11 protein-coding genes and 1 pseudogene are annotated in these 12,711 nt (G+C 58.0%); 8 read left to right on the forward strand and 4 right to left on the reverse strand.

The genetic code is table 11. The features are described from left to right. Nucleotides 1-278: 278 nt before the first annotated feature. From FHT84_RS23560 to FHT84_RS23570, 3 genes are all read left to right on the forward strand, one after another. Complete coding sequence (locus FHT84_RS23560; protein ID WP_183764658.1) at nt 279-1,010, forward strand: LuxR C-terminal-related transcriptional regulator; 732 nt, start codon at nt 279-281, stop codon at nt 1,008-1,010. Nucleotides 1,011-1,319: 309 nt separating this feature from the next. Beyond that, nucleotides 1,320-3,104 carry a PAS domain-containing methyl-accepting chemotaxis protein gene (locus FHT84_RS23565; RefSeq protein WP_183764668.1) on the forward strand — a complete coding sequence of 595 codons (1,785 nt, stop codon included), beginning with the start codon at nt 1,320-1,322 and terminating at the stop codon, nt 3,102-3,104. Further along, nucleotides 3,104-3,577 (forward strand): chemotaxis protein CheW, encoded by a 474-nt coding sequence (locus FHT84_RS23570; RefSeq protein WP_183764655.1) that lies wholly within the window; start codon nt 3,104-3,106, stop codon nt 3,575-3,577. The genes FHT84_RS23565 and FHT84_RS23570 overlap by 1 nt, the downstream gene beginning before the upstream one ends. Before the next feature lie 484 nt (nt 3,578-4,061). Here FHT84_RS23570 and FHT84_RS23575 read toward each other — a convergent pair whose 3' ends face one another. From FHT84_RS23575 to FHT84_RS23585, 3 genes and pseudogenes are all read right to left on the reverse strand, one after another. Then, nucleotides 4,062-4,547 (reverse strand): hypothetical protein, encoded by a 486-nt coding sequence (locus FHT84_RS23575; RefSeq protein ID WP_112343864.1) that lies wholly within the window; start codon nt 4,545-4,547, stop codon nt 4,062-4,064. 131 nt (nt 4,548-4,678) lie between these two features. Then, a pseudogene (locus tag FHT84_RS23580) lies at nt 4,679-5,050 on the reverse strand (VOC family protein). A 140-nt stretch (nt 5,051-5,190) separates the two neighbouring features. Next, complete coding sequence (locus FHT84_RS23585; protein ID WP_112343865.1) at nt 5,191-5,799, reverse strand: DUF2026 family protein; 609 nt, start codon at nt 5,797-5,799, stop codon at nt 5,191-5,193. Nucleotides 5,800-6,386: 587 nt separating this feature from the next. On the opposite strand from FHT84_RS23585, the gene FHT84_RS23590 reads away from it, so the two are divergent. Together FHT84_RS23590 and FHT84_RS23595 are read left to right on the forward strand one after the other, a co-directional pair. After that, the gene (locus FHT84_RS23590) at nt 6,387-7,493 is read left to right on the forward strand and encodes an IS5 family transposase (protein ID WP_113248612.1); all 1,107 of its coding nucleotides are present in this window, start codon (nt 6,387-6,389) and stop codon (nt 7,491-7,493) included. After that, the gene (locus FHT84_RS23595) at nt 7,490-7,816 is read left to right on the forward strand and encodes a hypothetical protein (protein ID WP_112342108.1); all 327 of its coding nucleotides are present in this window, start codon (nt 7,490-7,492) and stop codon (nt 7,814-7,816) included. The genes FHT84_RS23590 and FHT84_RS23595 overlap by 4 nt, the downstream gene beginning before the upstream one ends. A gap of 1,214 nt (nt 7,817-9,030) precedes the next feature. Here FHT84_RS23595 and FHT84_RS23600 read toward each other — a convergent pair. Then, nucleotides 9,031-9,891: a LysR family transcriptional regulator gene (locus FHT84_RS23600; protein WP_112342107.1), complete on the reverse strand. Its 861-nt coding sequence runs from the start codon at nt 9,889-9,891 to the stop codon at nt 9,031-9,033. Between the two features lie 138 nt (nt 9,892-10,029). On the opposite strand from FHT84_RS23600, the gene FHT84_RS23605 reads away from it, so the two are divergent. The 3 genes from FHT84_RS23605 to FHT84_RS23615 all read left to right on the forward strand — a co-directional run bounded on the left by FHT84_RS23605 (nt 10,030) and on the right by FHT84_RS23615 (nt 12,681). Beyond that, nucleotides 10,030-10,782 (forward strand): alpha/beta hydrolase, encoded by a 753-nt coding sequence (locus FHT84_RS23605; protein WP_112342106.1) that lies wholly within the window; start codon nt 10,030-10,032, stop codon nt 10,780-10,782. A 181-nt stretch (nt 10,783-10,963) separates the two neighbouring features. Further along, nucleotides 10,964-11,860 carry an NAD(P)-dependent oxidoreductase gene (locus FHT84_RS23610; protein WP_112342105.1) on the forward strand — a complete coding sequence of 299 codons (897 nt, stop codon included), beginning with the start codon at nt 10,964-10,966 and terminating at the stop codon, nt 11,858-11,860. Beyond that, nucleotides 11,857-12,681, forward strand: a complete 825-nt coding sequence (locus tag FHT84_RS23615; RefSeq protein ID WP_112342104.1) for an oxidoreductase — start codon at nt 11,857-11,859, stop codon at nt 12,679-12,681. Before FHT84_RS23610 ends, FHT84_RS23615 begins: the two co-directional genes overlap by 4 nt. Nucleotides 12,682-12,711: the final 30 nt, after the last annotated feature.

Raw genomic sequence — 12,711 nt, forward strand, 5'->3', positions numbered from 1 at the left:
GCTATCGATCGCCAGAAGAATTTGAAACCCAACTCGCCCAGCAGGCGGCTTAGTTTGAAGCGCCCCGCTGGTCCAGCCCGAGGGGTTCACTCCAATCATCCTGCAATTCAACAGTCACGGACATTCTCGAAGACCGGGGCGTAGCTAGACTAGTCCTGCGAACCGTGGCGCGGTAGTCGTAAACGCTACACCGGATAAAGCTTTGGGTTGCGAACTTACACATTCTTAATATTTAAGCCCCAGAACCTGATGTCTGAACTTGGTTGGAGATTTGAAGATTGCCGTTCTCCCGCGCCCTCGCTCTCAGCAACCCTCTAGATGAAGTACCCGACCTGAGGTCGCTGCCCACCCGTCGGCAGGTTGTATCGCATCCTTTTATTGAGAAGCTGCGCGGAGCGGTTCCATTTGATTTCTTTGCGGTGTCAGGCCTGGACCTCGATGGCTACCGGTTCGGGAGCGGACACTCGATCGACACGGATGTTCCGCCAGCCTTTCTTGACGCCTATTATGGCGATGACCTTCTGAAATCCGATCCTTTCGTGATTGCATCGCTGTCGTCCGCGAATGTGGTCGTTGAGGAGGACGTCTATGCTGAGACACCTCCTCCCCAGAGGCTGCAATATCTCGCCAGGACTTTCGGTGTGCTCAATCGTACACTTTTTCCTATCCGACGCGGTGATGTAGTGTTCGGCGCTGTCACCTTCTCTCGTTCAACACCTTTCTCACAGGAAGAAATCGCATTCCTGGGCGAGATCGCCGAGATCACGCACCGTGTGCTGACCCGACCTATCATGGACAAGTTCTCGGCGCAGACCCTGAAACTGATCGAGGGCGAGATCAGGTGCCTAAGATTTGCAAGCCTCGGCAAGACGACGGACGAGATCGCCGCAGCGAGCGGTTATACACCTGATACCGTCAATAGCTACATGAAGGCCGCGATTCGGAAGCTCGGTGCGGACAATCGCGTTCACGCGATCGCTGAGGCGATCCGACGCGGACTAATTTCCTAGCTTACGATTCGACGAAAGTGGTGTGATCGCGTTTGCTGCCTCGGCGAGGCGGCCTTCGAACGCGCTTTACAACCTTGAGGGGGTTGGACTTGAGCAAAATGTACACTTGCCGAGCGAATGCTCATGTGCGCCACCGAAATTAAGGTTTCGTTGGGTGTTTGACCCTAAAAATAGGGGCGCCGGGAGGAAGGGTTGTCACAATATCGATCAGCCGGCTGACCTGTAACCGAAAGCCACGGTTTCTAAGTCCGACTGAACCTAATCGGCGGACACGAGCCCTCGGCAGACATGGAGCGCATCTTGGGTATTATGTCTTTGGGTTTCTCGTCCGACGCCGGGGCCGTGCTCGCTGCAATGAGCAAGTCGCAAGCGATCATCGAGTTCGATCTCACGGGAAAAATTCTGTCCGCCAATGCGAACTTTTGCGCGGCGCTCGGTTATGAGCTGAGCGAAATCGTGGGCCAGCATCATCGGATGTTTGTCGATCCAGCCGAGGCCGCGAGCGCCGAATACCGCCAGTTCTGGAGCGATCTGGCTGCTGGCAAGTTTGACCAGCGTCAATACAAGCGCATTGGCAAGGGCGGCAAGGAAATCTGGATCGAGGGCTCCTACAACCCGGTCTTCAAGGGCGGTAAGCCCTACAAGGTCGTCAAGTTTGCAACTGACATTACCCCCCAAAAGCTGAAGAGTGCCGAGGATGCTGGAAAACTGGATGCGCTGTCGCGCGCTCAGGCCGTGATTGAGTTCACACCTGCGGGCGAAATTCTGACGGCCAACGAGAACTTTCTCAACACTCTCGGATACCAGCTGTCGGAAATCAAGGGAAAGCATCACTCGATCTTCTGCGAATCCGCCTACATCAACAGCGACGACTACCGCAAATTCTGGACCCGGTTGGCGGGAGGAGAGTTTGTTGCCGATGAGTTCATGCGGCAGGGCAAGGGCGGAAAGAAGGTCTACATCCAAGCCTCGTACAATCCGATCTTTGACATGAACGGCAAGGTCTTCAAGGTCGTCAAGTTCGCGACGGATGTCACGAAACGTGTCGAAAACGTCGACCAGCTCGCATCCGCTCTGCAAGGACTTGCCGACGGCGATCTTACCCAGCAGCTCAGCACGCCCTTCTTGCCGACGCTGGAGAAGCTCCGGTTGGATTTCAACAGCGCTGCCTCCAAACTCCGCTCGGCCATGGAAACGGTATCGCAGAATGCCGCGGCCATTGCCGCCGCCTCGCAGGAAATCCGAACCGCTTCCGATGATCTCTCCCGCCGCACGGAGCAGCAGGCTGCTTCCGTCGAGGAGACGGCCGCTGCTCTCGAGGAGATCACTACTACCGTGTCTGGCTCGAGCAATCGGGCTCAGGAAGCTGGCCAGCTCGTGCGCAGGACGAAGGAGAATGCCGAACGCTCGGGCCTCGTGGTTCGACAGGCGGTTGAAGCAATGGGTAAGATCGAAGCCTCGGCATCGGAGATCGCCAATATTATTGGTGTGATCGACGAGATCGCGTTCCAGACAAATCTGCTGGCCTTGAATGCGGGTGTTGAAGCCGCTCGCGCCGGCGACGCTGGCAAGGGCTTTGCGGTTGTCGCACAAGAGGTTCGGGAGCTTGCCCAACGCTCTGCCAAGGCCGCGAAGGAGATCAAGGATCTGATCGGTACGTCCAACGGTCATGTCAAGAACGGTGTTGCTCTCGTCGGCGAAACCGGCAAGGCCCTGGAGGAGATAGTCGGGCAGGTTGTCCATGTCGACAGCAACGTCGGGGCGATCGTGGACGCCTCCCGCGAGCAAGCGACAGGTCTGAAAGAAATCAATACGGCCGTCAACACGATGGACCAGGGCACGCAACAGAACGCTGCTATGGTCGAGGAGACATCTGCAGCCGCTCACGGTCTCGCCAAGGAAGCTGACGCCCTGTTCCAACTTCTGTCCCAGTTCAATATCGGCGGGGCGCAATCCCAGCGTTCGGCTCCGAGAGCTGCATCTGCCATACCTCGCGCGGCTGGCAATCCGGTGCGTCAGATGACGGCCAAGGTCGTGCATGCGTTCCAAGGCAACGCCGCCGTTAAGGGCGGCGACAGCTGGGAGGAGTTCTGATGACGGGCTTGAGCACCAATATGAACGGTCAAACGACACTGGACATCATTGCATTCCAGCTTGGCGAGCAGACATTCTGCATTGAGACGACGTCCGTTCGCGAAATTCGCGGATGGGCGGCCTCGACGCCACTGCCACACACGTCCGATGAAGTTCTCGGCGTGATCAACTTGCGCGGGACCGTCATTCCGACGATCGATCTGGCCCGCAAACTTGGGATGCGGCCAGGCGAGACGACCGAGCGCAGTGCGATCGTGGTGGTGGAGGTGCACGGAAAGCCGATGGGACTTGTTGTAGACCGGGTGACCGACATGCTCTCCGTCACTGCGGATCAACTTCAGCCGCCCCCCGACGTCATCGGGTCCATCGATCGATCCTGTTGCGAGGGGATCATCACGCACCCATCGGGAATGATTTGCTTCCTTCATTTGACGAATATCTTCGCACCGGGAGATGAGGCTATCGCAGCGTAGACCGGTCGAAGCGGCGTCATTCACGCCTGCCTCCTTCTCCTTAAGCACCGCAATGATCTGCTCTTCCGTAAATCTCTTCTTCTTCTTCATTCGTCCGTCCTTAATCAGGCCGGACTCTAATCCAATCTGGAGGAAATTACCCGTGGCACGTCAATATCGATCTGCTTCACTTGAGGCGTCCTATAACATTTCCGCAAATCTAATATAGTTGTTGGGTTTGCGCGAGCTCGACGGCGAGCAGCGGCCTCAATGACTTACGCGAAGACTTCGTCATCGCAACAGTGCACCCAGACAAACCTTAACGATCCGAGTCTTTCCGTGACGCCACGACCGCAATAGCTGCCCTAGAATCCGTTTGTTGTTACCTCATTACTTCATGCACGGCAGTGAAGCAGCCGGTGCTGTCCGAGCTAGCATTCCGTTGTTGAGCAGTCACTATCGGTCAAGGCGATCTCCACGTAGTCTGGCTTCCACCACCTTTGGTCTATCGATTTCCGGGGTGCCCAAGCCAATTGTGTACAGAGGCCATGACGCTCTCCTTCACCTCAGCCATCCAGTTTCGAACGATCTCGACGCGATCCATAATCCATTTGAGCCAGCCGTAGGTCAGAAGCTTGTCACGGCCCCCGTGGAACAGGCGCTCAACCAGGAGAAAGCTCATCAGATAGGCCAGTGCGATTATGACCAGTCCGGAGATCACATGGCCCCGGGCGATCACGACCAATGCGTAGATCTTTAGAGGTTCGGCAATCGCGAGCGGAACGACAAAGAGAACGAGTATAACGCCTCGTGGCAATGAACCGACAAACTCGCCAAAGTGCTTTACGATGGAAAGCGAAGCAAACCAGTTCACGAGTGGCCGATAAACAGGCCGGGCGATCTCGCTGATGATGACGAGCGCAGCGATGATGAGCCGCAGGGGCAGTAAAAGGAACTGCCAGGCAGACTGGTGTCGGTGTTTCATGACCATTTTCGAATGCCTGGAAGCGCCATCAATCTGTTGACGTTATGCCGCTTGTTTGATTTTCGCCAAAATTCGCCGTGTCATCTCGAATGCTCTCTTCCTATGAAGGATAATCAGGTCGATCTTCCCAAAACAAGCTATTTGACACGCCATGGCGGGTTAACGCGATTTTGCCCGGCAAAATACAGCAGGACGCGATTGCCGCCGGGATCAAACAGCTCGGCTTCCCGCTAGAGCCAACTTTTATCTTCCGGCGGGCTTGTGAATTGAGGTCCTTTCTTCTCCAGCTGGCTAACCGTTTCGTCCAAATTGTCACATTCAAAATACACCGTTGTCCCACCACCGTTGCTCTTGCTTTCATGCAGTGAGAATGTGCTGTCGCCGTCCGGGCATAAGAAACGAGCATAGCGGGGACGTGCATCGACGACGGGCTTGAGGCCAAGAGTGCAATAGAAGTTCCAGCCCGCATCGAGGTCAGACATCGTTACCGTCACTTGATTCAAGCGCATGATCTATGGCCTCCAGAACCAACCCGTTGCTGCCGTAATATGTGGGCGATGGGCACTGGATCATGCAGCCACCGTGCGCAAGCAAATTCAAGGGGAGCGGGGGTATATTCCGATTGTGAGCGGACATGGTCGTGCGACGATTACCAAGCACCAACAAGCGAGTTGCCAATGAGCGGTACGGCGCTGGATTTGCCATCCTGATGCCGCACCGTGATCGCTGCCTGCATCTTCCTGGGAGATTTTCGAAACCAGTTCGCGGCGAGGCTGGCAAGGTCTCCAATCATCGGATTCTTGCGCCAATCTGCGAAACGTCGGCTCGTTGCATCAGGTTCGGAACGATAGAAGAAGTCGCCGGACTGGCTCAAATCATTGATGGACGGGCGCATGGATGAGAGCGGCCGCTGAAACATCTTCGGTGGTATCACCAAATCCGGCATGCTCTGTGAGAATGCAGGGGCCATGAAATCGATCGCCCAATCGTCAGCCTCGACCCAGCAATGGAAGTTCTCCCCAGCGCCGGAGACGTACCCATCGTCGCGCTGGTCTGCGAACAGGATGTACTTTCCATCAAGATTGTAAGCTGCCAATCCGCTTTTTGCCTTTGCCTTGACCTTGAAGTGGTGTTCCAAGATGAAGGCCCCGAAGGTGCTGAAGTACATCGAAGCCGTCGCCGGATCGGCGTTTTCGTTGATTAACAGGCTGTTGATGACCCGGTAAATCCGATTATAGTCGCTTTGCGTGATCAACATCGCCGGTCCCCTTAATCCCGATGGTTGGCATTCCCGTAAGCGACGGCGGCGGCGGTGTAAACTCCATATGTGGCGGGTCGCAGCGACGAATTCGATTTCAGTCTTGCCCGTAATCCAATTGTCGACCGCCTCGTCAGTGATACGCAAAATCTTCCCACACGCATCTGCATCGTCCGGTACGCACCTTTCAGCCAGTGCCAATCGATGCCCGAATATTGCGAATAAGGACGCGTCGGACAGCGTGATCGGGCGGGTGTTTCTGGACTTCCGATTGAATCGCGGTAGCACGCTTGTTAGAAGGGCAACGGCGGGGCGGATGGGCAAGACGGGATAAGCCCGGAGGGATGGTGCCCGGAATGCGGCCCGTGCCGATGCTAACCGGATTCATGCGATGGGTTCGAATCCCACACCGCCAATAACGATTGTCCAGCTTAGAGATGCTGCCACTATGACACGACCGAGATCGTTTCGAAGATATCGCATGGGAGCATGAGGTCAATACGGCGGTCTAGCAGGCTGTTGAAGAAGTCTGTGGCGTAGCGTGTTTGGGTGTGATTCACTGTATCGGGGTGATTTGGGGATGGTGGATGCGCGGATTGGACGAACGGACAGGCTCGCTGTTTTCGTATGTGGACCTTGAGGCGCGGGTTCGGCGCGATCATCCGCTACGAGTGATCCGGGAGATCGTGAACGCGGCTCTTGCGGAGATGGATGGCAATTTCGCGGTGCTTTATCCGGCTGGGCTCGGCCGACCCTCGATCGCGCCGGAACGCGTGCTGCGTGCGATGCTGCTGCAGGCCTTCTACGGCATTCGCTCGGAGCGCCAGTTGATGGAGCGCATGGAGTTCGATCTTCTGTTTCGCTGGTTCGCGGGGCTCGGCGTTGACGAGCCGACCTGGGATCACTCGAGTTTCACCAAGAACCGGGATCGGCTGTTGGAAGGTGAGATCGCGGCAAAGTTTCTGCGTGCGGTGCTGGCGCAGCCAAGGGTGAAGCGGCTGTTGTCGTCGGATCACTTCTCGGTGGATGGGACGCTGATCGAGGCCTGGGCTTCGATCAAGAGCTTCCGCCGCAAGGACGGCGGCGATAATGATCCGGATGGCGCTGGCCGCAACGCCAAGCGCGGCTTCCACAAGGAAAAGCGCTCCAACGATACGCACCAGAGCACGAGCGACCCGCAGGCGCGGCTCTACAAGAAGGGCGACGGTCAGCCGGCGAAGCTGTGCTACATGGGCCATGCGCTGATGGAGAACCGTCACGGGCTGGCCGTGGATGGCGGCGTCACCCAGGCCACGGGCAAAGCCGAGCGCGAAGCTGCGCTTGCCATGTTGGAGCGTCGGCCATCGCGGCGGCGCATCACACTGGAGGCCGACAAGGCCTATGACGTACGCCAGTTCATCAAGGACCTGCGTGAGCACAAGGTCACGCCGCACATCGCCGTCGACGGCCATCTGAGTAAAACCGGCAAGCCTCGCGTGACGGCGATCGATGGCCGCACGAAGCGCCATCCGGGTTATGAAGCCAGCCAGCGCTGCCGCAAGCGGATCGAAGAAGTGTTTGGTTGGATCAAGTCATCGGCCGGCATGGCCAAGGTCAAGCTACGAGGATGCGCCCGTGTGGGCGCGGCCTTCACCCTGAACCTAGCGGCCTATAATCTGATCCGCTTGCCCAAGCTGCTGGCGGTGCAGATATGAGCCTCGCCGGCCGTTGGCGGATCGTCGCGATGCCCGACTATGTCGAGGACTATCCCGACATGATGGAGCCCGCTTACATCGAGTTCGCCGCCGACGGCTCCGGCGAATTCGCCTTTGGCTGCGTCACCGGGCAGATCTTCGGTGCGCGCGACGGCAATCACGTCGCCTTCTCCTGGCAAGGCAGTGACGAAATGGACGAAGCCCAAGGCAACGGATGGGCCGAAATCCAATCAGACGGCTCCGTCGTCGGACAAATCTGTTTCCATAACGGTGATGAAGCTGACTTCGCCGCCCGAAAATGGACTTCTTTAACACCCTGCTAGAGCTCTACGGACGTATTGAAATCGCCGACGCTATTCGAAACTGGCTAGGCGTGCGCGGACAATCTCCCGCATCTGCGCCGGCGGATTTGCTGCCGGTCGGCTGGTGAGTGCCAAGTGTGCGTCTTTCCAGCAGGCAACGTCCCGCGGTGCCACGGTTTTTTGATGATAGCGCGACAGCAAGATGGATGCTACCGCCTAATGTCGTCTAGTCGCACCAAGCCGGACTAATGCATATCCGGCGCCACCAATCTCAATCAGAAGGTCTGCTCTCATTTCCCGATCGGTGACCACCTTGATTTTAGTCCATTTGTCTATCTTGGTGTCGAGCGGGAGAGGCAATCCTTCTCGCAATAAGAGGGTGAGCTCAGGTGCTCTTTCCGATTTATAAATACAAATCCTCATGGCACGGAACCCCAACTGCACAGATTTGTGACAGCTATATTGCGGTGCGTTATCAGCTATTGCAATGCCGCAAAGCTATTTTCTGCAAATGTGCCGAGGTATGTTCCGTCCTCTCGTCCACATACTGCCGCTTCTTCCGGCTATGCGTATGAGATAACGGCAGACCGATCAGCGTCCAGAATCCGGCTGCACGCTGCGATCCAACGGTCTCATTGGCTCGTGAGCCGACATCTGGAAGTCTCGACAACACGTTACTATCTCCGCTGGCGCCAAGCTTCGATGTGCCATGTTTCATGATGAAAAGCCATTTTTGGTGGCATACATCATGAAAAGCAGTGATTGCGTGCTAGAAATTGCAGGTTGAGAGTTCGACCCCCCAAAGAGCATCGATGCGTTCACTTGAACTCAATTTAGCCGAGGTATATTTAGACCAGAAGATAGTGGCGACGAGAGCTCAGGAAGTAGCGAGCCGAAGACCGTCGCTGTAAGATACCGGGCTGCTCGCTTCACCTCCACCATGACGGTCCCTTGCCTCGTGGTTTCGTTTGCCGGGCTCCTTCCGCCGCAGACGATATCTCCAGTGAGCAAAGATATTCCGGTCTTACTTGTGGATGGACAGAACGACACGACGATACCCCGATGGCTTCGACACTCGCTGCAGCCTAGCTTGGCGCCACGGGTTTCGAAGTCGAACTCGAGGTCGAGCCGGGCGTCGGTCACACCATTTCGCCGACAGGCGCGGATACCTCAATCGCAAGCCGGGAGCGATCGCCCTATTTTTTGGGCAGTCTTGATCATCTCCGGGCCGCTCGTCATGCGGTCGCATTCACGAGATGGTCCGATACGGTCGAGATGAACGCACGAAGCCGCTGAAGACGTCGTAGATCCCGGTGATATCCCATCCAGATGTCTCGCGCCGGTGGCTGCGTCGGCAGTTCCAGTCTGCGGATACCCGCGATCTGATCGCCGACCACGCGAGGCAGCACGGCAATCCCGACGCCTTGCCGACACATACGTCCCTGAACGTTGCGGTTATTCGATCGCAGGACCGGTCTCGCTTTGGGGAAGCTCTCGATGAGCCAAGCGATATCGGGAAACTGCCCGGTCGACGTATCGTGGGTGATGAGCCGGAAACCAGCCCCGTCGCCATATTTGGGATCAGGCGACTCCTCTGCGACGTAGACGCCGTATTCGAGCCTGAAGAGCCGCCGCTGAACGACATCGGCGGTGTTGAACGGAACGATACGAAAAGCGATGTCGGCCTCGCGCTGAGCGAGGTTGAACAGGCGCGTGCCGGTCAGGATCTCGACGTCGACATTGGGGTAGGCGTTGGAAAAATCCGCCAGGATGGGAGGCAGTACGTAGGCCCCGAACCAGTCCGCTGATGAAATGCGCAGACTGCCTTTGAGATTCTGCTCCTGCCCCGCAAGCCGGCGCTCCATGGCCAGCGCGCCTTCTTCCATCTGCTCCGCCAGCGCGATGATCCCGTGGCCCTCTTCCGTCAGAACAAGACCGTCCGCAGTCCGCTGGAAGAGCGTGTGGCCGATCGCCTGCTCAAGTGCGCGCAGGCGCCTGCCGACGGTCGGATGGCTTGTCTGAAGAGAACGCGCGGCGCCGCCGAGCGTGCCGGATCGCGCAACAGCAAGAAAAATTCTGACATCACTCCATTCCATCACGATACCCTTACAAAACTGAACGCCGAGAATACATTTTTGTCACTTAAAGAACAAATCTAAGCACCTAGATTCCCACCATCGGTCCATCGGACCATCTCTCGTGTACCACCTCATGTCATTCGGAAGGATCGGCAAATGTCTCTCAAGTCCCTCTATCTCGGTGCTGCGGCTCTTGCAGTGGTGTTCGGCGCGCCGTCCGCTTTCGCGCAGCCGGCCCAGAATGTAATTTTGGTCCATGGCGCGTTGGTCGATGGCAGCGGCTGGAGGGGCGTTTATGAGCGCCTGGTCGCCAAGGGCTTGAAAGTCACGGTCGTCCAGGAACCGAACACTTCGCTGGAGGATGACGTTCAGGCGGTTCACCGCGCTATCGAGCAGCAAAATGGACCGGTCGTCCTCGTTGGTCACAGCTATGGTGGTCAGATCATCACCGAAGCCGGCGTCGACCCGAGCGTTTCGGCACTTGTCTATGTCGCGGCCATTGTCCCGGATGTTGGCGAGAGCGTCGGCGATCTGTTCGAGAAGTGGCCGAGTCCAACCGCGGACGCGTTCAAGCCGACGTCTGACGGCTTCCTACTGTTCGATCCAGCGAAGTTCCGGGTGGGATTCGCCGCTGACCTGTCCAAGGCCGAGGCGGATTTCATGGCTAACTCGCAGGTGCCGGTTTCGGCGAAGATCCTTGGAACCAAGACGCAACACGCGGCCTGGAAGACCAAGCCGAGCTACGGCATCGTGGCCGGGCTGGACATGGCTGTCGCCGCCGAGGCGGAGCGGTCCATGTACAAGCGGGCAAGCGCGAAGGCCACCGAGGTGCCCGGTGCCAGCCATGCGGTTTATATCTCGCATCCGCGCGAAGTCGCCGACGTCATCGCCGAAGCGGCGAGCAAATGAAGCCGATGCCTTGATGTTCAGGCGCAGGGCTGCGGATGTTTCGTGACCCATACGCGGAAGCCACTCCTGTGGCTTCGGCATCGCGACCGGCCAACTCATCGGCGGGCCTCGTCTGACGATCGCCCGGCGGCCTGGGTACTACCCGGCGCCCAGCACTTATCCGAACAACAGGAGATAGACCATGCAGATCGGATTTATCGGTCTCGGCAGTATGGGTTCGGCAATGGCCATAAATCTGGTGAAGGCAGGCCATGATGTTCGGGCCTGGAACCGTAGCAAGGTCGCCCAGGATAGTGTCCCCGGGGTGACGCTTGTCGAATTCGCGGCGGATGCATTCCAGGCTGACGCAGTCTTCACAATGCTATCCGACGACGCTGTCATTCGCGAGGTGGTCCTCGATGCCGGCCTGCTCGCAAGCGCGCCTGGGCTCACCCATATTGTCACATCGACGATCTCGGTCGCTTTTGCGCGAGAACTGGAGCTGCTGCACGAAGAGGCGGGCCTTGGCTATGTGTCCGCACCGGTGCTCGGGCGACCGAACGTAGCGGCGCGTGGCCAGCTTAACATCCTGGCGGCCGGGAAGGCCAATGCAGTGGCCGCGATCGAGCCGCTGCTCGCTCCTCTCAGCAAAAAGGTCTGGAAGTTGGGGGAGAACCCCGCTCGGGCGAATGCGGCGAAGCTCGCCTGCAACATGATGATCGCCATGGCTATCGAGGCGATGGCTGAGGGTGTCGTGCTGACCGAGAGCGTCGGACTCGAGCGCGCGGATTTCTTTGAACTCATTTTAGGCACCCTTTTCTCGGGCCGCGCCTATGAGAGCTACAGCGCGCAGATCACGGAACGATCATTCGAGCCCGGTTTCAAGGCCAAGCTCGCCCTCAAGGACATGCGCCTCGCGACTGAAGCCAGCAACGAGATCGGACGCACGCTCCCGATGCTTGAAGCTGTCCGGGAGGGGCTCGACCAAGCCGTCTTGGCGGGCTTTGGCGAGAAGGATTGGTCGATCATGGCGGACATGACGGTTCGTGGCGGCGACAGCATGGCGTCGTCTGAAACCAACTCGGAGACAAACCAATGAGAACTTGGCTCATCACAGGCTGCTCAAGCGGCTTCGGCCGGCGGCTCGCGCTCGCTGCGGCACAGCGTGGCGATCAGGTCATCGCGACGGCCCGCAATATCAAAACGATCGGAGAAATGGCTGAGCCTTTTGGCGGCCGCATGATTACTTTGCCGCTCGACGTGACGGATGCGGCGGCAGCCAAGGCCTCGGTCGCAAAGGCGGTCGAGACATTCGGCGGATTTGACGTGCTCGTGAACAATGCCGGCTACGGACTGTTCGGCGCGATCGAGGAAGGCACGCCCGAAGAATATCGGCCGATGTTCGAGGTGAACGTGTTCGGTCTGATCGAAACCACCAGAGCCGCCCTTCCCGTCCTGCGACGTTCGGGCGGAACGATCGTCAACATGTCGTCCGGCGCAGGCATCGCCGGCAGCGGCGGTGGCGGATATTATAATGCCGCCAAGTTTGCCGTGGAAGGGATTTCCGAAGCGCTCGCCGGCGAGCTGAAGCCGTTCGGCATCCGCGTGCTGATCGTCGAGCCTGGGCCGTTTCGCACCGATTTCCTTGGCCGTTCGATCACCATAGCGGCCAACGAAATGCCGGAATACGCCGCGAGCTCGCGCAAGCACTATCGCGAAACCAACAACGGCAATCAGGCGGGCGATCCCGACAAGGCGATCGCGGTGATCCTGCAGGCAGTCGATGCCGACAACGCTCCGCTTCATCTGCCGCTCGGCCCGATCGCGCATTCGATCGCTGAGCGAAAGCTGGCTTCCTTCCGCCGCGATATCGATGCCTGGCGCGGCATCACGATCGCGACCGATTTCGACCAGCCCTGAGCGCTGGCCGCAAGCTCTGTTCGAATGTCA

The organism is Rhizobium sp. BK289, from assembly GCF_014193575.1.
Taxonomy (GTDB): Bacteria; Pseudomonadota; Alphaproteobacteria; order Rhizobiales; family Rhizobiaceae; genus Rhizobium; species Rhizobium tropici_C.

Excerpts from the sequence above, each read along its gene's own strand:
- FHT84_RS23565 (WP_183764668.1), top strand. The coding sequence starts at position 1,320 with ATGTCTTTGGGTTTCTCGTCCGACGCCGGGGCCGTGCTCGCTGCAATG.
- FHT84_RS23570 (WP_183764655.1), top strand. The coding sequence starts at position 3,104 with ATGACGGGCTTGAGCACCAATATGAACGGTCAAACGACACTGGACATC.
- FHT84_RS23575 (WP_112343864.1), bottom strand. The coding sequence starts at position 4,547 with ATGGTCATGAAACACCGACACCAGTCTGCCTGGCAGTTCCTTTTACTG.
- FHT84_RS23585 (WP_112343865.1), bottom strand. The coding sequence starts at position 5,799 with ATGTTGATCACGCAAAGCGACTATAATCGGATTTACCGGGTCATCAAC.
- FHT84_RS23590 (WP_113248612.1), top strand. The coding sequence starts at position 6,387 with ATGCGCGGATTGGACGAACGGACAGGCTCGCTGTTTTCGTATGTGGAC.
- FHT84_RS23595 (WP_112342108.1), top strand. The coding sequence starts at position 7,490 with ATGAGCCTCGCCGGCCGTTGGCGGATCGTCGCGATGCCCGACTATGTC.
- FHT84_RS23600 (WP_112342107.1), bottom strand. The coding sequence starts at position 9,891 with ATGGAATGGAGTGATGTCAGAATTTTTCTTGCTGTTGCGCGATCCGGC.
- FHT84_RS23605 (WP_112342106.1), top strand. The coding sequence starts at position 10,030 with ATGTCTCTCAAGTCCCTCTATCTCGGTGCTGCGGCTCTTGCAGTGGTG.
- FHT84_RS23610 (WP_112342105.1), top strand. The coding sequence starts at position 10,964 with ATGCAGATCGGATTTATCGGTCTCGGCAGTATGGGTTCGGCAATGGCC.
- FHT84_RS23615 (WP_112342104.1), top strand. The coding sequence starts at position 11,857 with ATGAGAACTTGGCTCATCACAGGCTGCTCAAGCGGCTTCGGCCGGCGG.